21 protein-coding genes are annotated in these 23,519 nt (G+C 64.2%); 12 read left to right on the top strand and 9 right to left on the bottom strand.

What is annotated here, in order from left to right:
- From BMI01S_RS13015 to BMI01S_RS13045, 7 genes are all read right to left on the bottom strand, one after another.
- On the bottom strand, positions 1 to 1,647 hold a 1,647-nt coding region (locus tag BMI01S_RS13015; RefSeq protein ID WP_042289429.1), incomplete at its 3' end, for a DUF802 domain-containing protein.
- Between the two features lie 22 nt (positions 1,648 to 1,669).
- On the bottom strand, positions 1,670 to 2,395 hold the full coding sequence (locus BMI01S_RS13020) for a DUF3348 domain-containing protein (protein WP_028230374.1): 726 nt from the start codon (positions 2,393 to 2,395) through the stop codon (positions 1,670 to 1,672).
- A 150-nt stretch (positions 2,396 to 2,545) separates the two neighbouring features.
- Positions 2,546 to 3,196, bottom strand: coding sequence for a DsbA family oxidoreductase (locus BMI01S_RS13025; RefSeq protein WP_028230375.1), 651 nt, complete (start codon positions 3,194 to 3,196; stop codon positions 2,546 to 2,548).
- Positions 3,197 to 3,279: 83 nt separating this feature from the next.
- Entirely contained in the window at positions 3,280 to 4,686 is a 1,407-nt protein-coding gene (dbpA, locus tag BMI01S_RS13030; protein WP_028230376.1) for an ATP-dependent RNA helicase DbpA, read from the bottom strand.
- Between the two features lie 395 nt (positions 4,687 to 5,081).
- Positions 5,082 to 5,945 carry a class I SAM-dependent methyltransferase gene (locus BMI01S_RS13035; RefSeq protein ID WP_028230377.1) on the bottom strand — a complete coding sequence of 288 codons (864 nt, stop codon included), beginning with the start codon at positions 5,943 to 5,945 and terminating at the stop codon, positions 5,082 to 5,084.
- A 136-nt stretch (positions 5,946 to 6,081) separates the two neighbouring features.
- A complete protein-coding gene (locus tag BMI01S_RS13040) occupies positions 6,082 to 6,882 on the bottom strand; it encodes an SDR family NAD(P)-dependent oxidoreductase (protein WP_028230378.1) in 801 nt (266 codons plus the stop codon).
- A gap of 383 nt (positions 6,883 to 7,265) precedes the next feature.
- The gene (locus BMI01S_RS13045) at positions 7,266 to 8,159 is read right to left on the bottom strand and encodes an NAD(P)/FAD-dependent oxidoreductase (protein ID WP_028230379.1); all 894 of its coding nucleotides are present in this window, start codon (positions 8,157 to 8,159) and stop codon (positions 7,266 to 7,268) included.
- A gap of 115 nt (positions 8,160 to 8,274) precedes the next feature.
- Between BMI01S_RS13045 and BMI01S_RS13050 the strand changes: the two genes are divergently transcribed.
- From BMI01S_RS13050 to BMI01S_RS13070, 5 genes are all read left to right on the top strand, one after another.
- Entirely contained in the window at positions 8,275 to 8,907 is a 633-nt protein-coding gene (locus tag BMI01S_RS13050; RefSeq protein ID WP_028230380.1) for a TetR/AcrR family transcriptional regulator, read from the top strand.
- Between the two features lie 87 nt (positions 8,908 to 8,994).
- A complete protein-coding gene (locus tag BMI01S_RS41915) occupies positions 8,995 to 9,180 on the top strand; it encodes a hypothetical protein (protein ID WP_028230381.1) in 186 nt (61 codons plus the stop codon).
- A gap of 382 nt (positions 9,181 to 9,562) precedes the next feature.
- Positions 9,563 to 10,717, top strand: coding sequence for a porin (locus tag BMI01S_RS13060; RefSeq protein ID WP_028210341.1), 1,155 nt, complete (start codon positions 9,563 to 9,565; stop codon positions 10,715 to 10,717).
- A 351-nt stretch (positions 10,718 to 11,068) separates the two neighbouring features.
- Positions 11,069 to 11,941, top strand: coding sequence for a MoaF C-terminal domain-containing protein (locus BMI01S_RS13065; RefSeq protein ID WP_028230382.1), 873 nt, complete (start codon positions 11,069 to 11,071; stop codon positions 11,939 to 11,941).
- The gene (locus tag BMI01S_RS13070; RefSeq protein ID WP_028230383.1) at positions 11,938 to 12,744 is read left to right on the top strand and encodes an SDR family oxidoreductase; all 807 of its coding nucleotides are present in this window, start codon (positions 11,938 to 11,940) and stop codon (positions 12,742 to 12,744) included. The genes BMI01S_RS13065 and BMI01S_RS13070 overlap by 4 nt, the downstream gene beginning before the upstream one ends.
- Before the next feature lie 43 nt (positions 12,745 to 12,787).
- On the opposite strand, the gene BMI01S_RS13075 is transcribed toward BMI01S_RS13070, so the two are convergent.
- On the bottom strand, positions 12,788 to 13,579 hold the full coding sequence (locus BMI01S_RS13075; RefSeq protein WP_028230384.1) for an SDR family NAD(P)-dependent oxidoreductase: 792 nt from the start codon (positions 13,577 to 13,579) through the stop codon (positions 12,788 to 12,790).
- Positions 13,580 to 13,767: 188 nt separating this feature from the next.
- Between BMI01S_RS13075 and BMI01S_RS13080 the strand changes: the two genes are divergently transcribed.
- From BMI01S_RS13080 to BMI01S_RS13110, 7 genes are all read left to right on the top strand, one after another.
- Complete coding sequence (locus BMI01S_RS13080) at positions 13,768 to 14,460, top strand: helix-turn-helix transcriptional regulator (protein ID WP_028210337.1); 693 nt, start codon at positions 13,768 to 13,770, stop codon at positions 14,458 to 14,460.
- 205 nt (positions 14,461 to 14,665) lie between these two features.
- Complete coding sequence (locus BMI01S_RS13085) at positions 14,666 to 16,114, top strand: APC family permease (RefSeq protein WP_028210336.1); 1,449 nt, start codon at positions 14,666 to 14,668, stop codon at positions 16,112 to 16,114.
- 67 nt (positions 16,115 to 16,181) lie between these two features.
- Positions 16,182 to 17,393, top strand: coding sequence for a porin (locus BMI01S_RS13090; RefSeq protein WP_042289434.1), 1,212 nt, complete (start codon positions 16,182 to 16,184; stop codon positions 17,391 to 17,393).
- Between the two features lie 365 nt (positions 17,394 to 17,758).
- On the top strand, positions 17,759 to 19,060 hold the full coding sequence (locus tag BMI01S_RS13095; RefSeq protein WP_028210334.1) for an NAD(P)/FAD-dependent oxidoreductase: 1,302 nt from the start codon (positions 17,759 to 17,761) through the stop codon (positions 19,058 to 19,060).
- A gap of 41 nt (positions 19,061 to 19,101) precedes the next feature.
- Positions 19,102 to 19,470, top strand: a complete 369-nt coding sequence (locus tag BMI01S_RS13100; protein WP_028210333.1) for a cupin domain-containing protein — start codon at positions 19,102 to 19,104, stop codon at positions 19,468 to 19,470.
- Between the two features lie 64 nt (positions 19,471 to 19,534).
- The gene (locus tag BMI01S_RS13105; RefSeq protein WP_028210332.1) at positions 19,535 to 21,034 is read left to right on the top strand and encodes an aldehyde dehydrogenase family protein; all 1,500 of its coding nucleotides are present in this window, start codon (positions 19,535 to 19,537) and stop codon (positions 21,032 to 21,034) included.
- 115 nt (positions 21,035 to 21,149) lie between these two features.
- Positions 21,150 to 22,088: a helix-turn-helix domain-containing protein gene (locus BMI01S_RS13110; protein ID WP_028210331.1), complete on the top strand. Its 939-nt coding sequence runs from the start codon at positions 21,150 to 21,152 to the stop codon at positions 22,086 to 22,088.
- Between the two features lie 175 nt (positions 22,089 to 22,263).
- Here BMI01S_RS13110 and BMI01S_RS13115 read toward each other — a convergent pair whose 3' ends face one another.
- A complete protein-coding gene (locus BMI01S_RS13115; RefSeq protein ID WP_028210330.1) occupies positions 22,264 to 23,451 on the bottom strand; it encodes a porin in 1,188 nt (395 codons plus the stop codon).
- Positions 23,452 to 23,519 lie beyond the last annotated feature (68 nt).

The following is a 23,519-nucleotide window of genomic DNA, read 5'->3' on the forward strand; positions in this document are numbered from 1 at the left end:
GACGGACATCGTCGCAAGCGAGGCGGTCCAGGCTTCGAGGCGTTGCTCGTCGCGCGCGGAAATTTCCGCATGCAGGTTCGCGGCGGCCTTCGGTGCTTCGGCGGCCGCTTCTACCAGACGATCGATTTCGGCGATCGTCTTGCTCGATTGCTGCTGGGATTGCGCAGCGATCTCGTTCGCGGTTTGTGCAAGCGTCGCGCAGATGTCCTGCTGACGTTGCGCGGTGGCCGCACTTGTCGCTTCCCACTCCTTGCGCAGTGCGGCGGCCATCGTCGCGAGCGCTTCGGCCCAGCTTGCGAGCCGCGCTTCGTCGCGCTCACCGAGCTTCGTTTGCAGCTCGGCATGCGACTCGTCCACCGCGCGCAGCAGCGAAGCCGAGTGTTGTTCGAACGCGGCTGCGGCCCTGGCGAGCGCCTGTTCGTTGCCGGCAGCGAGCGTTTCGCCCGCGCGTTGCTGTTGTTCGAGCGCCGCTTGCCACGCTTGCGACATCGTTCCCGAGGCGCTTTCGATGCGCGTCGACACGTTTTCGAGCAGTCCCGCCGCCCGTTGCTCGAAGCTGGCGTTGAAGCGCTCGAGCGCGCCGCCCAGGCCGGCGGCGAACGCCTCGTTCGTCTCGCGATGCTGGGCGAGCGCGCGGTTCCAGATTTCGGCGACGTTCGCGGTCGAGGCCTCGAAGCCGCTTACGAGCCCTTCGACTTGCCGCTGCACGGCCTGCGTGAGCGCGCCCTGCATCGACGCCGATTCGCGCGCGAGGCCCGCCATGGTCGCTTCCACGACCGGCTGGAGCGCCGCCCCCGCGGCGCGCGCGCTTTCGGCGGCGCTCGACTTGAGCGACTGGCCCACGGAGGCCGCGAGACGGCTCCATGCGGCCTCCGCGTTGGCGGCGAAGGCCTGCTGGCTCGCGATCTGCTGCTCGTGCTGCGCGGCGCTCTGGCGCTCGATCAGCGTCATCAGCGCCTGCAGCTTGTCGACCAGCGCGGGCATGGCGTCGGCCTGGCGTTGCAGCAGCTTGAAAGAGGCGTCGCGCTGGTGGGCGGGCGAAAAGGCGCGCAGCGTCGTGGCGATCTTCACGTCGAGCTGTTGCGCGGCTTCGATGCGCTCGCGGCGGCAGAGCGCCGAAAGCAGGCCGAGCATGGCGGACGTGGCCACACCCGCGATCGAGGTGCCGAACGCGAAGCCGAGGCCGTTCACGGGCGCGGCGAGCGAGGCGCGGATCGCATCGAGGTCCGCGGCGCTCTCCAGCGCCGCGCCCGTGCCCTTGAGCGTGACGACCATGCCGAGCAGCGTGCCGAGCATGCCGAGCAGCACGAGCAGGCCCGTGAGGTACGGCGCGAGCGCGGGGCCAGGCAGGGCCGCGCGCTCGCCTTCGATGCGTGCGCGCACCGGGTTGCGCAGGCCGGGGCTCAGGGTGTCGAGCCAGCCGGCGAGGCGCGCGGGCGGCGCGCTCAGTTGCGCGATGGCCTTCGCCAGCGTAGCCGTGGCCTGGTGAAACCGATAAAGCTCCCACGCGCCCGTGACATAGCACGCGCCGATCAGCAGCGTGACGGCGCTCGCTAGCGGATTCGAGACGAGATAGCCCGCGCCGATCCAGCAAACGGCGGCGAGGCCCACGACGAAGACAACGGGTTCAATGCGAAAACGGGACATAGCGCGGGACATAGCGTTTGGGTTAGCGGGTGCGAAGGGCGGCAAGGAGCCCCTCCACCGGTTGAAACCGGATCTCAAGTTCGGCGAGCAACACGCTCTGCATATCCTTGCGAAAGTCTGCGAGCCAGGCGTGGGGCGCCGCGCTTTCTCCTGAGGATTCGACCTGCGCCGCGGCTGCCGCCGCGCGCAGACGCTCGAAATGCGTGCCCAGCAGCGCCGGCACCCCGGCGAGCAGGCTGCGCTCGCGGGCGCCGAGCGCCTGCTCCATCACGGCATCCACCGTGGCGAGGCGTGCGAGCGCGGGCGCGCGCGCGGCCAGCGCGGCACGCAGACGGACGCGCAGCGTGCCGATGTCCGTCTCCATGGCCTGCTGCAGGGCGAGGTAGCGCTGGCGGAAATCCGCGAAATCGGGTTCCACATCGGCTTGGGCCTGGGCGCTGGCGGCCGGTGTGCGCCGTCCGTCGCGGCGCGCGGACGCACCTTCGCCCACAATGGCCTTTCTCAGCGCCGCGCGCACGCGCTCGCTCTGGCTCTGCTCGGCGCTGGCGCCCACGCGCGCCGCTGGCTCGCCGCCCGGCGCCTGAGCGCTGAGCGCCGTCGAAAGCGCGATCGCGTCCGTCCAGCCGAGCCACTGGCTCAGATGGTCCGAGATCGATTGACGGGATTCGGTCACCTCGGCGTCGCCGAAGCGGGCGAGTAAGCGAACGAGCGTCGGGCCGCTCAACGCGAGGCGTTGCGGGGCTAGCACTTTTTCACCTGGGTCACCTGGGCAAAAACCCGCTAGTTTACACGCCCGGGAGGGCGCGGCCGGGATCGGCGGTGTAACGGGCGCGAGAGCCGCGAGCGCAGGAGGCGTTCTCGCGGTCGCGAGGCCCCGCCGCGCGGGGCTTCAGCGGTTTCAGGCCCTGGCTTCCCCGGCCAGGATCTGCAGGATCGCCCGCTCGAACGTTTCGACGGGCTGGCCGCCGCTGATCAGATACTGCTCGTCGAAGATGATCCCGGGCACCGACTGGATGCCCGCGGCCTGGTACTCGTGCTCTTCGGCGCGCACCTCGTCGGCGTACCGGCCGCTCTCCAGCACCTCGCGCGCTTGTTGCGCGTCGAGCCCCACGGACTGCGCCGCCGCGACGAGCACCGTGTGATCGCTCGTGTCCTTGCCCTCGCCGTGATACGCGCGCAGCAGCGCGAGCTTGAGCGGCACCTGCTTGCCCTCGATGCCGGCCCAGTGCAGCAGGCGATGCGCGTCGAAGGTGTTGTAGATCCGCTCGCGCGGGCCGAACTCAAAGCCGACGCTCGCGCCGCGCTCGCGGATCATGGCGTGCGTCTGCTCGATCTGTTCGGGCGTACGGCCGTACTTCTTGCCGAGATAGTCGAGCACGGACTCACCGCCCGGACCCATCTGCGGGTTGAGCTCGAAGGGATGCACGACGATCTGCGCGTCGACGCGTTCGCTCAGACGTTCGAGCGCGAGATTGAGCGACGAGAGGCCGATTGCACACCACGGGCATGCGATGTCGGAGACGAAGTCGATTCTGATCGGTTGTTTCATGGCATTCCTGATACGGTTGAGCGGCGGCGCCACGCATCGAGACTGAGCAATTGCCGTGCGCGCTTCGCTGCGGTTTCGTCGGCTCATTCGTCCATCATGCGGGCCCGGACCTTCTTGCCCTTGACCTTGCCCGCGTTGAGCTTGCGCAGCGCGTCGCGCGCGATGCTGCGCTCCACGGCCACGTAGGTCGAGAAGTCGGTCACGTTGATCTTGCCGATCTGCGTGCCGCTGAAGCCCGCTTCGCCGGTGAGCGCGCCCAGCACGTCGCCGGGGCGGATCTTGTCCTTCTTGCCGCCGAGGATCTGTAGCGTCTCCATGGGCGGCAGCAGCGGCTCGTTGCTGGCGGCGTTGAGTTCCGCGAGGGGACGCCATTCGACTTCGCGCTTGAGCGCCTGCTCGATGCCGCCCACGCGGCCCATCTCGTCCATGCTCGCGAGGCTGAGCGCCCAGCCGTCCTGATCGGCGCGGCCCGTGCGGCCGATGCGGTGCACGTACACTTCCGGGTCGGGCGTGACGTCCACGTTGATCACGGCTTCGAGCTGCGCGATGTCGAGGCCGCGCGCGGCCACGTCGGTGGCGACGAGCACCGAGCAGCTGCGGTTCGCGAACTGGATCAGCACCTGGTCGCGCTCGCGCTGGTCGAGCTCGCCGTGCAGCGCGAGCGCGTGGAAGCCCTGCGCGCGCAGCACGTCGAGCAGATCGCGGCATTGCTGCTTCGTGTTGCAGAACGCGAGCGTGCTCACGGGGCGATAGTGATTGAGCAGCATGCCCACGGCGTGCAGGCGCTCGTCCTCCGTCACTTCGTAGAAGCGCTGGCGGATCTTGCTGTCGTCGTGGTGCTCTTCGAGCTTCACTTCCTTCGGATTGCGAAGGAACTGCTGGCTCAGCTTCGCGATGCCCTCGGGGTAGGTCGCCGAAAAGAGCAGGGTTTGGCGCTCCTTGGGGCACTGGCGCGCCACGGTGGCGATGTCGTCGAAGAAGCCCATGTCGAGCATGCGGTCGGCTTCGTCGAGCACGAGCGTGTTGAGCGCGCCGAGCGCGAGATTGCCGCGCTCCAGATGATCCATGATGCGGCCCGGCGTGCCCACGACGATGTGGGCGCCATGTTCGAGGCTCGCGGCCTGCGGGCGCATGGGCGTGCCGCCGCACAGCGTGAGCACCTTGATGTTCTCCTCGGCGCGCGCGAGGCGGCGGATTTCCTGCGCGACCTGGTCGGCCAGCTCTCGCGTGGGGCAGAGGATCATGGCTTGCACGTCCTGGCGGCGCGCGTCGAGACGCGAGAGCAAAGCGAGCGAGAAGGCAGCGGTCTTGCCGCTGCCGGTTTTCGCCTGGGCGATGAGGTCGTGGCCCGCGAAAGCGATGGGCAGGCTCGCCGCCTGGATCGGCGTCATGTCGACGTAGCCGAGCCGGGTGAGGTTCTCGAGCATGGCGGGTGCGAGCGGCAGTTCGCTGAAGGGCGTGGCGGGCGTTGCAGTGGCTTTGTTTGTCATGACGGGGTCTCGCGCCGGACGGGGTGAGGGCGACGCGGCCGTTCGGTAGAAGTGGCGTCGATGCGGGTGATGCGGGCGCGGTGAATGCGCGCGTTGGGGATTTTAACGGATGCGGGCGATTGCGCCCGCGCGCGTGTTCGCGCGAGGGGTGATGGCGAGCGGCGCTTCAGAGCCCATTAGCTATGGGTTTGTTAAGGATGGTGGTACCGGGCAATCAATCGCAATCAATCATCAGTCGCGGCTCGACGACGGGCAAAGCAAGACGTCCACGCAGGGTCAAATGGAGTTGCCTGGCCACGTATCTTCACGTGCCGGGGAATGGGAACTGTCGCCGCCCGAAACAGCCGGATCAATCCGTGGGCTTTGGTCCTGGCAGTAAATGCCCAGGTACGCTGTCAGGTTGCCGGATTGCGTGCCATGACGATCCATGCCGCGCCGTCGATCATCACCGACCGCTCGCCGGGGAGGCCCGCGAAGGCGGCACGAACCGCGGCCGAGGCGCGGGCGCGAATGTCGTCGGGCTGATCTGCGAGCGCACGCGACAGTGGGCCGACCTCGAGCGTCATCTTCACCGCGTCGTCGATCGCAGCGTCCCGCGTCCCGCCCGCACCGAACGGGACGGAAGCATCGAAGGGCGCGATAGCGATGTCGGTGAGGCCGGCCGCCGTCAGCATGCGTGCCACGCGCCCCCGGTCGCCGAACGAAAATGGGCCGGGCGCTTCGGGATCGGGCGGCGCGCTCGGCGGGAGGATGCCCTTGATCGCGCCCATCGGCAGGCGCACCCAATCGTTCTCGGCCGCGCCGCGCCAGCAGACGAAAGCGACCCGCCCGCCTGGCCGCAGCGCGCGTCGCATATGGGCGAACGCCGCTGTCGGATCGTCGAAGAACATCACCCCGAAACGCGAGAAGAGGATGTCGAACGCGCCCTCGGGCAGCTCTGCGCTGCTGGCGTCGGCCACCTGGAACTGGACCGGCGCATCCTGTGGCGCAAGCGCGCGCGCCCGGCCGATCAGCGCTTCGGATATGTCCACGCCCAGCACCTGGCCCCCCGCGCCGACGCGGGCGGCCAGAGCCAGACTCGACGCGCCCGCGCCGCAGCCGACGTCCAGCACGCGCTCGCCCGTCATGGGCCCGGCGGCTTCTATCGCGGCCTGGCCGAACACCGCCACCATGGCGTCGAGCCGGGCCTGGTTGGCGACCCAGCGCTCCCCGCTTTGACCATTCCAGTCGGCCACCTGATAGGCGTTTTGCTCTGCCATGTCATCTCCTTGCTCTGATTCGTTCTGAACTAGCTACCCTTTGTTCGAGACAAGGGGAGCCGAACCGATGCCGAGGTGCGCATCGCAGTCAGAGCCCCGCTTGTTCGAGGAACGCCAGAGGCCAGCGCGCCAGGCGTTAAGCGTCCACTATTCTTTTCAACGTGGCCCTTTGCATTGATCGCGGCGTCAGACGATTCGAAAAGGCTGCCATCTTGTTCGACAGGCCCGCGACCACCATAGCCTTTCCTCGCAACAACGCCCGAATACCGCTCGCGGCGACCGGACGAGGCTTCATGGTGAGGAGGCGCAGCAAGGCCGATGGGGTTGCGCCGGCAGCCTCATCGAAGCCCGTCGCGGTGTGCCCCGGGCAGAGAGTGGTAGCAACCACACCATGCGGGCGCAGTTCGTCGTGCAGGGCCTCGCCAAGGGCGAGTACGTATGCCTTGGTCGCCGCATAGGCCGCGTAGCTGGGAACGGCCTGGAAGGCCATGAGGCTGGCGACGAGAAGTATATGTCCAGATCGCCGCCTGGCCATATCGCGGCCGAAGAGATAGGTCAGCTCCGTGAGCGTCGTGATGTTGAGCTGGATCATGTTCGCGGTGCGCTCGATCGGCGTTTCCAATAAGTCGCCGTGCAAGCCGTATCCGGCATTGTTCAACAAGATGTCGACGGTCACCGACCTCGCGTCGAGACTGCATTTCAAGCGGCTGGCCGCGCCCGGCGAGGCAAGATCGATCGCCTCGACCAGCACATCCACCCCGTATTTGCGGCGGAGATCGGAGGCAAGCTTTTCCATCGACTCCTGCCGTCGGGCCGCCAATACGAGATTGACTTTCTGCGCAGCCAGTAGATCTGCGAATTCAAGGCCGAGGCCACTCGACGCCCCGGTGATAACAGCCCATTTTCCGGCGAAGCTGCTCATTGGTTCTTTCGGCATCGTTCTCTTCCTCAACTCTTTGGTCAACGAATGGGGCTCCGCCCCATTCTCAATCGGAACACCCGCCTATCCTTTCGATCGGCGACGGTCTCGCGAACCTGTTCGGCCGCCGCATCCAGAAGGGCCTACGCCAGGTCGGGCTCGTTGACGACACGTGATGGCGTCACCGCGCCGGGCGGGCGCCGCCCGTTTCACACCTTCGCTGTCCGTTCGAGCGGTGGCTCATGATTTGGCGCTGCATTACCGGTGCCGTGACGAGCCGCGCCGCCGAGTCGATCCATGCTCGCCCGGAGAATTCGAAGCTGCCCGAGGCCGTTCGAATGTCTTCCAGGATCGCGTCCCGGGTCTTCTGATCGATCTCCCCAGGGATGGAATCTGTGCTCTCAAACCACCATCGACTGCTGGGCGAAGATACCCGCCATCGCGCCCTGCGATGATGCCTGGGTGACCGAGGGCAAGAGGGGCGTGGCGAGGTCGCCGGCGGCGTAGATGCCGGGCATGCTGGTTTGGCGGCGCTCGTCGACCTTGAGGACGATGCCGGTGGGCGTATCCACCGTGGCGAGGCCCAGCGATTCATGCAGGCTTGCGGACGGCTTGTTGCGCGGCTGGGCGAACAGGACGTCGACCGCGACATTGCGGCGGGTATCGAGATTGACGGTGGTGAGATGGCCCTTGTGGTGGGCGATCTCGACGATCCGGCCATCGACGACAGGGGTGTTGCGGCGCGCCAGATCGGCCTGGATATCGGGCGCAATGTCATGACCATCGGCGAAGACAGTCAACTTGTCCGTCCAATCGCGGAACAGCCTGACAGACGGATGCGACTGCGGGCCCGACCAAACGAGGCCCCAATGCTGGCCGGCGACTTCGAAGCCGTCGCAATAGGGGCAGGGCACGATGGACGTGCCCCAGCTTTCGGCAAAGCCGGGAACATCAGGCATCTGGTCGGCGACGCCATAGCTCAGGATCAGGCGGCGCGCCCTTAGGCTTTCGTTATCATCCGTGACGACGCAGAAGTCGTCGATGGCGCCAGACACGCTCTCGGCACGGGCATCGACCAGCCTGATCGTTGGATAGCGCGCCAGCTGCTGCCGCGCCTCGACCAGGATGTCCAGCGGCGGCTTGTGATCGTGGCCGAGCAGGCCATGCGAGTGTCCGGCAAAGCGGTTGCGCGGCCGACCGGTATCGAGAACCGTGACCTTGCGGCGGGCACGGCCGAGCTGCAGGGCGGCGGCGAGACCGGCAAAGCTGCCGCCGATGATGATGACGTCATTCACGGTGATCGGCTCCGTGCTGTGGATGAGGGCTTGGGTTGAGGCTGGCTTGCAGGTTTTAGATACTTCGTGGTATCGTAATGCAAGAATTTGAATACTGTCAAGTACTGGAATTGTCGTGACCGAAAACAACCAGGGCCGGCGCGGCCGGCCGGCCAACGAGGCGCTTCGCCAAACGATAGTCGACGCCGCGTGCGAACTCTTTGTGGAATTGGGTTTTCAAGCGACGACCATGGACAAGGTCGCCCAGCGGGCGAAGATATCCAAGCTCAGCATCTATCGGCACTTCGAAAACAAGGAGGCGCTGTTCAGCGCGGCGATGGCGGCCCGCTGCCATCAATTTGCACCACAGGCCCTTTCTGAAGGCGTCGACGGTTCGGCCGAAGATCAGCTCATGGCGGTGGGATCATCCCTGCTTCGCACGCTGTTGAGCCCGGACGTCCGCAGTGTCGAAGCCATGGTTTTGGCCGACAAGACGAATCAAAAGTCGTTAAGCAAGCTCCATTACGATGCCGGGCCCGCCCATGTCATCGCCCAAATCGAGGCCGTGTTGCGTCAGTTGCACGCGAAAGCGATTCTGAACGTACCCGATGCTCTCCGGTCCGCCCGCTTGTTTGCCGCGCTTTTCAAAGGATCCGATCTCCTGCTTATCGCACGCTTCGATGAGGCGAGAGCAGAGGACGACAACGAAATCGAATCCTGGTGCCGGTCGGCCGTCGCCATGTTCATCGCCGCGCACCGTCGCATCTAAATGTGCGCTATCGCGGCCTGATGAAGAACACGCAGCAATTGCATACGCTGTTCGCACTGAGCAATTTGTGGATGACGCGAACGACTGATGCGCGAGGCCACAGCATGGCGCAAGAGCCGCCCGAGCGGGCAGGCAATCGGCGCCTTTCCTTATGCCGACGTCGCGCTGCATTCGAGCCAGGTGCCGCACTGCTTGCGCCGCATCGGCTCTACGTTGATGGCTCAGTGCGGCGGAGTTCTGAGCAACGTCCTTAATCGTCATTTGCCGCAATAACAAATGTCGAAGAAGGAAATAATTCCCGCGCGCGCGAGTGACCGTATTTTCAATAAAAAGTTTCGCGGGCATCGAATCGATTGATCGCCGGGCAATTCCATAATTGAACCGATTTCCACAATAATCGAATCTTCACGCCGATCGGGCGTCGCGTCATTGCCACACGACCTATTCGATCCGATCGCCGGGTTACTCAATATTTCCCATTGAGTACAAAGACTTAAGGCATAATAACCCGATATTTCCAGATTTCGCAAATAACTGTTACAGCCCTTGCTGGCCCGATTTAATCTGTTTGCCACGTAGACTTCCGCCGGGATTGCGGGGGTGGCTCCAATACCCGGAGCCGCTTTAGCGCGGTCTGAATGTCATAAGGAAAGTCATGAAGAATACTTTGATTATCGCGGGCGTCCTCGGCGCATTCGCAGCCTCGGCTCATGCACAAAGCAGCGTTACGCTCTACGGCGCGCTGGATGCGGGTATCGTCTACGCGAACAATGCAGGCGGCCACGCAGCATGGAACCAGGGTAGCGGCACCGTTGGCGACACGTACTTCGGCCTGAAGGGCAGCGAAGACCTCGGCAATGGCCTGCATGCGATCTTCACGTTGGAAAACGGCTTCAACCTCAACAACGGCAAGTACACCGAGAACGGCACGATGTTCAACCGTCAGGCGTTCGTCGGTCTGCAAAGCAACCAATTCGGCACGCTGACGCTCGGCCGCCAGTACGACTCGATGGTCGACTACCTCGGCCAGTTCTCGGAAGCAGGCCAGGGCTACGGCAACAACCTCGCCGCCCACCCGTTCGACAACGACAACCTCGACCACTCGTTCTCGATCAAGAACTCGGTCAAGTACCAGAGCGTCAACTACCAGGGCTTCAAGTTCGGCGGCCTGTACGGCTTCAGCAACGACGCCGGCCAGTTCGCGAACAACCGCGCATGGAGCGTTGGCGCATCGTATGGCAACGGCCCGCTGAACTTCGCGGCTGCCTACCTGCAGATGAACAACACGCGCAGCGGCAACACGAACGGCGCGACTTCGGCATCGAACGGCAACAACTTCAACCTCTCGGCTGAAACCCAACGCACGTTCGGCGCAGGCGTGAACTACAACTACGGTCCGGCGACGGTCGGCTTCGTGTGGACGCACACGCAGTACCAGAACCTGATCGCCGGCGGCCAGGGCGGCAACACGTTCTCGATCCCGACGGGCTCGAACCTTCGCCTCGACAACTTCGAGCTGAACGGCGCGTACGCGCTCACGCCGGCTCTCGCGCTGAACGCGTCGTACACGTACACGGACGGCAAGGCCACGGGTTCGAACGGCGGCGGCGATCCGAAGTGGCACACCGTTTCGCTGACGGCTGACTACTCGCTCTCGAAGCGCACCGACGTCTACGCAGGCGCCGTGTACCAGCACGCTTCGGGCCAGCTCGGCAACCTCGGCACGAACGTCGCAATGATCAACACGCTGTCGCCTTCGACCACGCAGAACCAGGTCGCCGGAACGGTGGGTCTGCGTCACCGCTTCTAAGCATTCTTTGCTCGCTCCCTGTCGGAGCGACGAAGCGTGCGGACCCGATCGGCCGGTCGGGTTCCGCGCTTCACGCGGGCCAGTCCCGCAGTTTCAATTGCTTTCTACCTGAAGCACGACCGGTTCGCGGTGCGTTGCGCGCTCATGAGGTGCGCAACGCCTGCGAACCGGTTTTTTTTGGTTCTTCGCAGCGGCGTTGCGACGTCGTTATGCAGCCACGGCGCGCGGCCTGTCATCCTTCTGGTCGATGCCGTGCACGAGGCCATCTGCATAGAGTGAGGGTCGCGCCGCCTTCGCCACGGGCAACGGGTTCGGCGCACCCGTTCGACGAGCCAGCCAGGAGCCCAGCCCATCATGTCGCAACCCGTATTCATCCAGGTCGGCGCGCTTGCCGAAGGATTCGCCCCCGCGAGCCACATTCTTCAACCCGTGAACGATCTCGAAGGGCGCACTTTCGCGCTGCATTTCGACGACGGCGGCGCTGACACGCTGCATTTCGCGGGTGCGCAGAGCGTCGAAGTCGAACGCACGCTCAGAGGCGCGACGATGCCGGCGCAGCCGCGCGAACGGCATCCGTGCCGCGTGACGTCGGTGCGCGACGGCATTTATCTGGTCGACTATCTCGGCGCCGACGAGCGCCTGTGCGACGACGAAGGCAAGCTGCGCCCGGCCGCCACCAGCTACGTGCTCGACATACGCCGGCACCTTTGCACGGCTGTAACCGGCACGCTGCCGAGTGAAGCGGAAACCCATATCGACGCCTTCACGCGTGTACAACGCGGTCTGGAGCTCACGGGCGTGCAGGCGCGGCTTCGTCACGGCCGCATCGGCGCGCGAGGCACGCCGTCCGTATCGCAAGCGCCGTTGCATGCCCCGACGCGCGAACTCATCGGCATGCGTAATCTCTACGCTTATAGCGCGACCGAGTGCTACGAACACATTTATCTCAACGACAACTTCTACGCGTGGCAATGTCTCTCGGGCGTCGAAGCAGGGCTCGCCGACGTGGACCGCTGTCATATGATCGGCATCGACACGCAGCTCTACCTGTTCGTGTGGCGCGAGAAGATCGTGCCTACGCTCGGCGTGGTGATGATCGATCTCGAACGCATGAAGACCGATGGCAAGATATTCGGCTACCAGGGCAGCCGCTTCGATGCGCTCTCGAACTTTCCGGTCGGCGCGCATGCCCAGGTGCTCAACGTGACGCGCTATCCGTCATGACCGGCGCAACGTCGTACTCCCACGATTTCGAAGGCAAGACGGTGCTCGTGACAGGCGGCGCGCAGGGCATCGGGCGCGGCATCGCCCTGGCGTTCGTGCGGTGCGGCGCGAGCGTCGCGCTCGCCGATCTTCAGGCGAATGTCGCGTGCGACTGGCTCGCGCTCGAATGCGCTCGCGACGAACCAGAAGGGCCGACGTATCGCGTCTATGAAGTGGATCTTGCGAGGCGCGAGGAAGCCGTAGACCTGATCGGGCGCGTCGAGGCCGACTTCGGCCGGCTCGACGTGCTCGTGCACAATGCGGCGTATTTTCCGCTCACGCCGTTCGACGCCATCACGCCCGCTATCCTCGAGCGCACGCTGGCCGTCAATCTGTGCGCGGCTTTCTGGCTCACGCAGGCCGCCACGCCCGCGTTCGTGCGCCAGGGCGGCGGCCGGGTGCTCGTGACGTCGTCGGTGACGGGGCCGCGCGTGGCGTACCCGGGGCTCGCGCACTACGCGGCGTCCAAGGCCGGCGTCAACGGCTTTATCCGCGCGGCGGCGCTCGAGCTGGCGCCGCTCGGGGTCACGGTGAATGGCGTCGAGCCCGGCATGATCCGCACGCCTGCCATGGAGAACCTCGGCGACGCCGCGTTGTGCGGGCACATTGCCCGCGCGGTGCCGCTCGGGCGTCTTGGCGAGCCGCGCGATATCGCTGGCGCGATGCTCTACCTCGCGTCGGAGCATGCCGCTTATGTAACGGGCCAGACGATCGTGGTGGATGGCGGCGCGACGCTGCCCGAAGCGTCCGCTGCGTTCGCGTGACGGTACGTGGCTTCGAGGCGGCCGCAAGCCGCACTGAGGCGACTCACAGGTGGCCGAAGGCGAGCGTCGGCACGTCGACGATCGACGAGCCGCCGTCCGCGACGATCGCGGCCCCGGTCACGATCGATGCGGCAGGCGACGCGAGGAACGCACACACGGCGGCAATTTCGTCGGCGCTCGCGGCGCGCCGCAACGGCACATCGGCGCAGACGCGCGCATAGGCTTCGTCGAGCGTATCGCCGTAGCGTGCGATGAGGGGCTGCATTTCCTCGTCGGCCATCGGCGTTCGCACCCAGCCGGGGCAGACGGCATTCACGCGCACGCCATGCGGGCCGTAGTCGCGCGCCAGCGAGCGCGTCAGGCCGAGCAGGGCATGCTTGGCCGTGGTGTAGCCGCACACATCCGGGCCTGCCGCGAGCGATGCGATCGAGGCGACCAGCACGATCGCGCCGCGGCACGCGATCAATTGCGGCAGGCACGCGCGCGCGCTGACGAACGCGGTGTCGAGGTTCGTGCGCATCGCGGCGGCCCATGCCGTGTCGGCGGTTTCGGTCGCGCGGCCCGCGCCGAGGCCGCCCGCGCATGCGATCAACGCGCTGATGCCGCCATCCAGTTTTGCCGTGATGCGCGTCCAGTCGGCGGCGCTCGCAGCGTCACCTTCGAGGACGAGGCCGCCAGTCTCGGCTGCGACGCGCTCGAGCGGCGCACGCCTGCGGCCGACCAGCGCGACGCGTGCGCCCTGGGCGGCGAAGCGCCGCGCACACGCTTCACCGATGCCGGTGCCGGCTCCCGTAATGACGACGTGGCCCAAGCCGGCCGCGGAGGGGTAGTTCATGGGGCGCTCCTGGGGGTGTCGATGAACATGGGGCGAGCATAGGCAATGCGCGCGCAGCGGCCTATCGAGCAAAAGGATGACAAGGCGCGCCGCCTCCGTCGCGCGCCGTTTGCCGAATAGCGCTCACGCCGTGCGAACGCTCGTGCGTAGCATCGAACGTCTGTCGCGCGGGAACAGGAGGACCGGTCATGCAGAGCAATACGCAAGGCAATGCAGCGCTCGAGGCGGCGGTCGCCACGATCGCGGGACTCTTGCGGCCCGGCGCGGTGGTTTTCTATCGCATCGGCGCGGATCATGCACCGTCGGGGTTCGAGCTGTTCGGGCTCGCGGAGTCGATGCATCGAACCTGGCTGCAACGCTATTGCGCGCTCGATCCCATGCATCCTTCGCGCAGCGTGCAGCAGCGCGGCAACGTGCTCACGCTCGACGGCGAGCTGCCTGCAGCGCTGCGTGAAGCTTCGGCCTACTGGCTGCACTTTCTGAAGCCTTACAGGGTGGTCGACGTCATGGAAGTGCTGTTGCGTGAAGAGGGTCGTGCGGCCGCGGCATTCTCGCTGCTGCGCTTCGCGCCCGACGCGCCCTTCAGTGCCTGCGATATCGAGCGCATGCACGTACTCCAGCCGCTGCTCGAAGTCGCGTTGGCAGCCACATGGGGCAGCGAGCCCGCCATGCACGCGCCGCGGCACGGGACGAGCCTCGCGCCGTGCCTCACGCATCGCGAGGAACAGATTGCCCGGCTGGTACGCAGGGGCCTTTCCAACAAGGCGATCGCGCGCGAGCTCGACCTTTCGCCGCCGACGGTCAAGACCCATCTGCTGCGGATGTTTCGTAAGCTGGGCGTGTCGAGCCGCACCGAACTGGTCGGTGCGTTGTTCCTGTAAAGGCATACTTCGGCTTCGTGCCTCGGCGCGTGTCTCCGCACAAACCCTGGCTTTTCCGCTTTACCCGCGCGGGTTGCCAATTTGTGCTGCCGGACTTCATTTTTGGCCTTCTACATTGCGTCCCAGCGGCGCGTTGTCGCACACGCCTTCGGCGTATGGCAGCAGCCTCAACGGACACAAGAGCGGCTTAATGGAGAGAGAGCGAATGAACGTCATAGCGGAACCAGCATCCTCGACCGAGCTGCGCAAAGGCGCACTCGGGTTGGGTTTTATCGTCTTTTTCGTGATTTCCGCAGCCGGCCCGCTGGTGGCGATCGCGGGTGGCTTCCCGCTCGGCATCATGCTGGGCAATGGCGCCGGCACACCCGCGCTCCTGATCGCGACGGTCGCAATCCTCCTGATGTTTGCGTCCGGCTACACGGCCATGTCCCGTCACATCACCAATGCGGGCGGCTTTTACGCGTTCACGGCGCGTGGTTTGGGCGGCACGGCGGGTGGGGCCGCGGCATTGCTGGCGCTGCTCGGCTACAACACGATGCAGATCGGTCTGTATGGCATGTTCGGCGCCGTCTCAGCGGGCTTTCTCAGCATGCATCTGGGTATCGACGTGCCGTGGTGGGCGTGTTCGCTCGCTGCGATGGCGAGCATTGCCTTGCTGGGCTATCGTCAGATCGATCTCTCCGCGAAGGTGCTCTCGTTGCTGGTCATGGGCGAATACGTGGTCGTGCTGATTCTAGACCTGGCCATTCTGAAAGCGGGCGGCGCACACGGTATCGACACGGTTTCCTTCAGGCCGCATGTGTTCATGGCCGGATCGCCCGCAATCGGTTTTCTGTTCTGCTTTGCGAGCTTCATTGGCTTCGAGGCCACGACGATCTATAGCGAAGAAGCAAAAGACCCGAAGCGAACCGTGCCGCTGGCGACGTATATTTCCGTACTCCTGATCGGTGCCTTCTATGCATTTTCGGTCTGGTGCATGATCATCGGCGCAGGCAGCACTGACGTGGTGAAGACGCTCACGGCACTCCCGGACCCCACGACCTTCCTTTATTCGCTCTCGAGCCGCTACGCCAACGCAACGCTCACCGACGCGATGAGTGTGCTCTTCATCACGAGTGTGTACGCCGGTTTGCTGGCCTTCCATAATTCCGCGGCGCGATATTTTTACGCAACGGGCCGCGAAGGTCTGCTGCCTGCCCGGCTCGGCCGCACCCACCCGGTGCATGGCAGCCCGCACGCGGGATCGGTGATGCAGACTGCGCTCGCTGCGGCTGTCGTCCTGTTCTTTATCGTCGCCAGGGCCGATCCCGTGCTGACGCTCTTCTCCTGGCTCACGAACGTCGCGACGTTGTGCATCATCGCGCTGATGGCCTTGTCTTCGGCAGCGGTCATGGCGTTCTTCAGCCGGCAGCCGGCGAGGGAGGAGAGCACCCTGCGCGTTGGGTTCCTCCCGCTTGTCTCCGGTGTTGCGCTGGGCGCGGTACTGGTTCTGGCCATCGTCAATTTCCCGACGCTCACGGGAGCGGGTCCGCTGCTTTCCTACTCCCTCACGGCGCTGCTGCCCATATTTGCCGTGCTTGGCGTGGTTGCGGCCTCCCGTCTGAAACGACGCGACCCGCGGGCGTTCGCGCAACTCGGCAGCTCGAAGCTCTGATTCACCCGTCCGCCTGGGGGGCGCCGGCGCGCGCACCCAGGCGACGCCAACCAACTACAAAACGACCATGAAACGCGAAATCTCCATCAATTCATTAGTGATACTAACCGCTGGAGTATGCGGCAGTGCGTATGCACAAAGCAGCGTAACGCTTTATGGAACTGTCGACGCCGGTGTGATCTATTCGACCAACCAGCAGGTGACGCATGCGGACGGCTCGGTGAGCGGCGGTCATGCGGTTCAGATGAGCGGCGGCAATCTCGTGCCGTCGCGTTGGGGGCTGATGGGCTCTGAAGACCTGGGCGGCGGTATTAAAGCGACGTTCGCCCTCGAAAATCAGTTCCTGACCGGGACGGGCGCCATGCTGCAAAGCGGTGCGCTATTCAGCCGGCAAGCGTGGGTAGGTCTGGGCGATGAACGCTTCGGCACGCTCACAGCGGGTCGCCAATACGATTCGTATTCCGATTTCCTCGGCGTGTACGCCTCGAGCAATAGCTGGGCAACCTTGTACGGCGCTCATATCGGCGATGTCGACAATCTCAACGAGGCCTTCAACTTCAACAACGCGCTCAAATTCACGAGCGCGAACTTTGGCGGATTCACGTTCGGGGGAACGTTCAGTTTCGGCGGACAGGCGGGGGATTTCGCGGCGAAGCGTGGTTACGCGCTTGCCGCTGCATACAATCAGGGCCCGTTTTCGCTCAGTGCCGGCTATCTGTCGTTGAACCAGCCTTTAGACGCAGCCCTTGGCGGGAAAACCGGCTACATCGGCGACTTCGCCTGCAGTAACGCGGCCGCGCAGTATTGCCAGCTGCAAAATGCGCAATCGCTGAAGGCATGGGGCGTGGGCGGCTCGGTCGCAATCGACAAGCTGACGCTTGCGCTGGTGTATACGCACACGCGCCTTGAAGACAGCCAGTATTTCGCCAGCGCGACGAACCCGGTCGGCTCCGATGTTTCTTTCGATATCGCCGAACTGAACGCCGTCTACAACCTGAGTCCCGAGTGGACGTTCGGCGCGGCATACCTCTTCAACAATGCGAAAGTGAGCGGCGGGAGTTCGACACGCTTCCACCAGATCAATCTTGGCGCCAACTACGCACTGTCGAAAAGGACGGCGCTGTACATGGTGGCCATTGCCCAGAAGTCATCGGGCGCGGGCCTCGGCGTCGACCCGGCTACCGGCGCCAATACGAATTACGCGCAGATCCCCAATCTCGTGAACAGCAATTCCGACCGGCAGTTGGCCGTGATAGCTGGTGTGCGCGTGAACTTCTAGGCGGAGTGGTTTGGGTATGCGCTGCCCGCCAGGGCGGGGCGGTCGCCGCGTCGGGCCGGGCAGGGTGCTCTTCCGGCGTTAGCCCAGGTCGCGGCGCGATGATGACCTTTGCATCAGGTGATGTGCCCCTTCGGACCGCAGGGTATCCGCACTATCCCTAAGCCCTCCATTGCTTGCCGATCTGTGCTGACGGTCGCCATTTCCGGACGCGTAAAGTACTTCGAGCGTTCGCGATAGCGGCGGCAGGCACTGAGGGAGACTCAGCCTCGGCGCGACGATCATGGAACGGTGGGAGCAGACGCCGGGCTGGTCCGGTTGATTAATGAAATGCGTTCTGACGCGACAACGCGCGAGCGGGAAATACGATGCACACTGACGAAACGGCTACGTACTACACGGCCACGAAGAAATACGAGCTGAGCTTTCCTTCACTGGAAAACGATATCGAAGCCGACGTTGTCATCATCGGGGGCGGCTTTTCAGGCATCCACACCGCGCTCGAACTGGCCGAGCACGGCGTGACGAACACGGTGGTGCTCGAAGCGCGTTATCTCGGCTTTGGCGGGACCGGCCGCAATGGCGGGCAGGTGATGGCAGGCATCGGTCACGACCTCGACGCCATCAAGAAGGACGTGGGCGAAGACGGTCTGCGCACCATCTTCGCGCTCAGCGATCTGGGGCCGCAGATCATGCGCGAACGCATCAAGCGCTATAACATCGACGCCGATTTTTGCAGCGGTTACGGCTATCTTGCCTACAACGCGCGTCAAGCGAAAACGCTGCGCAGCTGGGAAAAGGATTTCAAGTCACTTGGCAGTTCGTATGAAATTCGCTATGTCGAGGGCGCGGACGTCAAGCAGATCATCGGCTCGGACGTCTATCACGCAGGCCTTCTCCATATGGGCGGCGGCCACGTTCACTCGTTGAACCTGCTGCTCGGCGAAGCCAGGGCCGCGTCGGAAATCTATGGCGTGCGCATCTTCGAGTACAGTCCCGCGCTGCAGATCACCTATGGCGGCACGGTACACGTGCGCACCGCGAAGGGCAGCGTCAAGGCGAAAAAAATCGTTTGGGCGTGCGACGGGTTCAACAACAACGTCGAGCCGGAACTGCACAAAAGCACGATCAACGTCTACGCGTTCAACTCGATGACCGAGCCCCTGAGCGACGAACTGATCGAGCGAATCAGCCCGATTCGTGGCGCTTACAGCGACATCCGGCCCGTCATCAATTATTACCGCGTCACGAACGAGAACCGGTTGCTGTTCGGCTCCTCCACGTCGCTCGTCGAGCACATTCCCGCCGACCTGAAAGCGTGGAACCGGAAGCTGATGCTCGAAGTGTTCCCTTATCTGCAGGACGTGAAGATCGATCTGGCGTGGGGCGGCCCGATGGCCTCGACGCTCAATCTGTTCCCCCAGATCGGCACGCTGCCCGACCGGCCCAATGCGTTCTTCGTGCAAGGCTATTCGGGATTCGGCGTCACGCCGAGCCAGATCATTTGCAAGATTCTCACGGAAGGCATTCTCGGCGGATCGGACCGTTACCGCCTGGTCAGCTCGATCCCGCGCGCCACGATACGCGGCAAGGATCAATATCGCGCGCTGCTGGTCACGCTGGGCAAAGTGATGCACCAGAGCTCGGGCTACTGGCACGGCCGCCGGTGAACGAGAGCCGCAACCCATTTATTGAAAAGGAGTCGTTGAACATGAGTCTTGGCGCAATTCAACAGGGCATCAAAATTTCGGAACTCGATGCATGGGGCAAGCTGAGCGACCTCGGTGCGCAAATCCTGGAGGGGGGTGACATCGCTGCATTCGGCAAGATGACGCATGGCGCGCCGACCGATCCCATTTCTGCGGCCTACTTCGGCACGACGAAGGGTAAGTTCCGCCTCGTGTATCCGTTCTCGGAGCAGGCCACCGTGGTCGATGGCCAGATTCGCATCACGGACGAATCGACGGGCGAAACGCGCACGTTCACGGCCGGCGATTCGTGGTTCGTGACCAAGGGGACGTCGACCGTTTGGGAAGTGCTATCGGAAGGCTTCGTCAAGCACTACCTCGCATTCGCGTGAGGCCCGCCAGGCTGCGTTCAAACCGATACACGGGCTTCGGCCCCTCTCTTGGTGCAAGCAAACAATGACGAATCCCGCCACGCAAGCGGCACGAGCCGCCTTCAAGCAGTTTCTCGACCGCGACCTCGGTCTCTTCGTCAATGGCGGCCCTCAGCGCGCGCACTCAGGGCGCTGGCTCGACGTATTCAATCCCGCTACGGGCGAGCCAATTGCGCGCGTGCCGGACGCGGACAGCGTTGACGTGGACCGTGCTGTCGCGAGCGCGCATGAAGCATTCGAACAGCGTCGCTGGAGCGGCCTGCGCCCCGCCGACCGCGAGCGCATCCTGCTGCAGCTTGCCGACGTACTCGAACGGCACGGCGAAGAACTCGCCCAGCTCGAAACCTTGAATCAGGGGAAATCGATCAACGTTGCGCGCGCAATCGAAGTCGGGGCGACCGTGGAGTACGTGCGGTACATGGCCGGCTGGGCGACGAAAATTCACGGCGAAACGCTCGATGTGTCGATTCCGTTTCCGCCTGGCGCGAAATACACGGCATTCACGCGCAAGGAGCCGGTTGGCGTGGTGGCCGGTATCGTGCCATGGAATTTTCCGTTGATGATCGCGGTGTGGAAGCTGATTCCGGCGCTCGCCGCGGGCTGCACGGTGGTCATCAAGCCGTCGCCGGAAACGCCGCTCACGGCGCTGCGCCTGGCCGAACTGGCCATCGAGGCGGGCATTCCGCCTGGCGTATTCAACGTCGTGACAGGCGGGCGGGAATGCGGCGCCGCGCTTGCCGCGCATCCCCGCATCGCGAAGATTTCCTTTACGGGTTCGACGCCTACCGGGAAGCTGGTTGGCGCGGCGGCGCTGCAGAACCTCACCCGCTTCTCGCTCGAACTGGGCGGAAAGAATCCGGCGGTGATGCTGGCCGACGTGGACGTCGACCAGGCCATTCAGGGCGTGCTGGCTGGCGGCTTTCTCAATCAAGGGCAGGTTTGCGCGGCGGTGTCGCGCGTGTACGTGCATCGCAGCCAATATCGCAGGATTGCCGATGGCCTCGCCGACATTGCGCTGCAGATGAAAATCGGGCCCGGCTGCGACCCGGACGCGCAGATCAATCCGCTCGTGTCGGCGGCGCATCGCGAGCGGGTGGAGCGTCACATCGCGGTCGCGAAGGAAGCGGGTCTTCGCTTTCTCGCAGGCGGCGCGGCCGTAGAGGGGCCTGGCTTTTACGTGCGTCCGACCGTGATTGCCGACGTGCCGCCCGATGCAGCGATCATTCGCGACGAGGTTTTCGGTCCGGTGATCGCGCTAGTTCCGTTCGACGATCCTCAAGATGCGCTGCGGCTCGCCAACGCGTCGCCTTATGGCCTCGCGGCGAGCTTGTGGACCAACGATCTGCGCGCCGCCATGAACATGGTGCGGGAGATCGATGCGGGCACAGTATGGGTGAACGCTCATGTACCGCTCGATCCGAACATGCCGTTCGGCGGTATGAAGCAGTCCGGCATGGGCCGCGAGTTCGGCAAGGGTGCCGTCGAGAGCTTCACGGAGACGAAATCCATCTGTATCGCGCACTGATTCTTCCGCACTGGCCCTCCCTGGCGTTTATTTAGAACTAAAATGTCGAACGAGCGCTGGCTTTCGGTATGCTCAAGCGCTGATGGGCACGAGGTAAGCCTGTGGGAGAGTGGCGATGGAATTCAGGGTCCGGGCAACGTCCGATGTGCATGATCATTCGTTCGCGGTGAACGGCTGGGAGCAGGTGTATAACCAGCTCACGCCGGGGCGTTTCGAGAGTGTCGTCATGCAGGCCCAGGCGCCCGGTTTCCTGTTTTTTCGCGAGTCGACGAACCGGCGGGTCGCGCAAGCGGGCATCGCACCGCGTGGGCTCTCTTCGTTGGCGCTGCCGCTCCAACGCCCCGTTTCCGGGACGTTCCAGGGGTGCCGCCTCGATGGCTACGCCCTCTGGTTGCTGGGGTCCGGGGAGGAGTTTCGCTTCTATACGCCGGAGACGATGCATTATCTCGGCGTCAGCATCCCCACCAGCGACCTGCATGCACTCGCGGCAGCAGTGCTGGGCGAGAAGGCGCTGCCGCTGCTCGAGCGCAGCGTGGTGCCGGTGCCGACCGAGGAGGGCGAACGGGTTAGCGCCGAACTTTCCCGATTCCTCGATGCATTCCAGCGGCAACCCGCTGCTTTCGAGAATCCCGCTGCGGGCAAGCGGTTTCGTGACGAAATCATGAGCATGCTGCTGGAACTCTTCAATCCCCATCACGCCGACAAGCGCGACGTAACGCACGCGACCTACGCCGAAATCGTTCGGCGCAGCGAGCGCATCCTTCAGGATCGCCTGGAGGAACCGCAGACGGTCCTCGACCTGTGCGTGGCGCTGCGTTGCAGCCGTCGTACCTTGCAGACGAGTTTTCAGCGCGTTGCCAACGTGACTCCCATCGAATACTTACGCTCCGTGCGTTTGAACGGCGTGCGCCGCCTGTTGCGTTCGACCAGCCAGGACGAGCTCATGGTGGGGGATGCAGCTGCCCGATGGGGCTTTACGCACCCTAGCTATTTCGCGCGCGAGTACCGCGATCTGTTCGGCGAATTGCCGTCCCAGACGCCTCGCAAAGGTTGAACGCCTCGCGACGCCTTTCCACCTGAAGCACGACCGGTTCGCGGTGCGTTGCGTGCTCATGAGGAAAAACACCCCAAAGATTGGATCAATGTCCAACTTTTGGGGTGCAAATTACTAGCCGGGCTTTTCTTTGCCGGGGTAATGCATTCACTACCCCAGGCATCTGAACCGGCGATCAGAAGCTGTGGTACATGCCAACGTTGGCTTTCCACTGGGTGCCGCCCGATGCGGTGGCGCCGCTGTCAGCAGCCGAAGCGAAAGCGCCCTGAGCATGGACGTAGGCGCCCATGGCGTACACCGAGGTGCTCTTCGACAGCGAGTACGTAGCACCCAGCGACGCCTGGTTGATCGAAGCCATCGTGCGGCCTTCAGCGGCTTGCGCAGGTGCGGCTGCCGAACCGTAGACGTACGTGTATCCAGCAGCCAGCGACAGTGCCGCGTTCGCCTGGTATTGCAGAAGGGCGCCCATCACGTTGAAGTGAATCGAGTCCTGGCCAACGGCGCCGTTGCCTTGGTACTGAGCGTTCGAGTAACGCAGGCCAGCCGTGAACTGGCCGAACTGGTATTGGCCTGCAACTTGAGCGATGCCTGCTTTCTTGAACGCAATGCCTTGGTTGTAACCCGAGCTCGCGTAGCCCAGCGCAGTACCGAACGACGGTTGTGCCGTTGCGTTACCCCAGAAGCCGTCCTGGCTATCAGCGCGGAAGTAGCCGCCAGCGACCGTCAGACCACCTTGAGCGTAGTCAGCAGCCACCGACCACGATTGATTCTGGCCCATAGAACCGGCAACGCCACCGAACGAGTACGCGCCTTCAGCCTGGAAGCCGCCGATGACCGGCGTGATGTACTTCACGGCGTTGTTTTGGTTCGTCGTGTTGTCGTTGTTGTCCACGTCGCCCGGGGTCGAGAATGCGAGTGCCGAAATGCAGTCGCCCGTCAGGCATTGAACCATTTCAGTCACGGCGTCGAGCTGGCGACCGAAACGCACGGTACCGTACTGGTCCGAAGCGAGGCCTACGTAGGCCTGGCGGTTGAACAGCGAACGCGTCTCAGCACCAGCGGCGTTGAAGGCAATGGGGCCCTGGCCGCCGATTTTACCGGTACCGATGCTGTAACCATTTTCGATCTTGAAGACTGCCTTGAGGCCGCCGCCGAGATCTTCCTGACCCTTCATGCCCCACTTGTTCGAACCGGAGGCACCGCCTTCCATCGCGACCAACGACTTGCCACCGACGTTCGAGGTGTAGCCGATACTCGAGTCGAGCATGCCGTACAGGGTGACCGACGACTGTGCCATTGCTGCCGAAGATGCTGCGAAAGCGGCAACAGCGATAACGCTTGCCTTGATTTTGCTGTGTTTCATCTGTATTTCAGTTCCCTGAGTGTCTTTTGGATTGTTTATGTGTTGTTGCGCGCTGGAGGATAAGGGAC

The sequence above is a fragment of the Paraburkholderia mimosarum LMG 23256 = NBRC 106338 genome (assembly GCF_000739815.1).
GTDB lineage: Bacteria > Pseudomonadota > Gammaproteobacteria > Burkholderiales > Burkholderiaceae > Paraburkholderia > Paraburkholderia mimosarum.

Bases quoted from the DNA above. Each gene is read 5' to 3' on its own strand.
- BMI01S_RS13025 (WP_028230375.1), bottom strand. From the start codon at position 3,196: ATGAAACAACCGATCAGAATCGACTTCGTCTCCGACATCGCATGCCCG.
- dbpA (WP_028230376.1), bottom strand. From the start codon at position 4,686: ATGACAAACAAAGCCACTGCAACGCCCGCCACGCCCTTCAGCGAACTG.
- BMI01S_RS13035 (WP_028230377.1), bottom strand. From the start codon at position 5,945: ATGGCAGAGCAAAACGCCTATCAGGTGGCCGACTGGAATGGTCAAAGC.
- BMI01S_RS13040 (WP_028230378.1), bottom strand. From the start codon at position 6,882: ATGCCGAAAGAACCAATGAGCAGCTTCGCCGGAAAATGGGCTGTTATC.
- BMI01S_RS41915 (WP_028230381.1), top strand. From the start codon at position 8,995: ATGCGCGAGGCCACAGCATGGCGCAAGAGCCGCCCGAGCGGGCAGGCA.
- BMI01S_RS13060 (WP_028210341.1), top strand. From the start codon at position 9,563: ATGAAGAATACTTTGATTATCGCGGGCGTCCTCGGCGCATTCGCAGCC.
- BMI01S_RS13070 (WP_028230383.1), top strand. From the start codon at position 11,938: ATGACCGGCGCAACGTCGTACTCCCACGATTTCGAAGGCAAGACGGTG.
- BMI01S_RS13075 (WP_028230384.1), bottom strand. From the start codon at position 13,579: ATGAACTACCCCTCCGCGGCCGGCTTGGGCCACGTCGTCATTACGGGA.
- BMI01S_RS13080 (WP_028210337.1), top strand. From the start codon at position 13,768: ATGCAGAGCAATACGCAAGGCAATGCAGCGCTCGAGGCGGCGGTCGCC.
- BMI01S_RS13085 (WP_028210336.1), top strand. From the start codon at position 14,666: ATGAACGTCATAGCGGAACCAGCATCCTCGACCGAGCTGCGCAAAGGC.
- BMI01S_RS13090 (WP_042289434.1), top strand. From the start codon at position 16,182: ATGAAACGCGAAATCTCCATCAATTCATTAGTGATACTAACCGCTGGA.
- BMI01S_RS13095 (WP_028210334.1), top strand. From the start codon at position 17,759: ATGCACACTGACGAAACGGCTACGTACTACACGGCCACGAAGAAATAC.
- BMI01S_RS13100 (WP_028210333.1), top strand. From the start codon at position 19,102: ATGAGTCTTGGCGCAATTCAACAGGGCATCAAAATTTCGGAACTCGAT.
- BMI01S_RS13105 (WP_028210332.1), top strand. From the start codon at position 19,535: ATGACGAATCCCGCCACGCAAGCGGCACGAGCCGCCTTCAAGCAGTTT.
- BMI01S_RS13110 (WP_028210331.1), top strand. From the start codon at position 21,150: ATGGAATTCAGGGTCCGGGCAACGTCCGATGTGCATGATCATTCGTTC.
- BMI01S_RS13115 (WP_028210330.1), bottom strand. From the start codon at position 23,451: ATGAAACACAGCAAAATCAAGGCAAGCGTTATCGCTGTTGCCGCTTTC.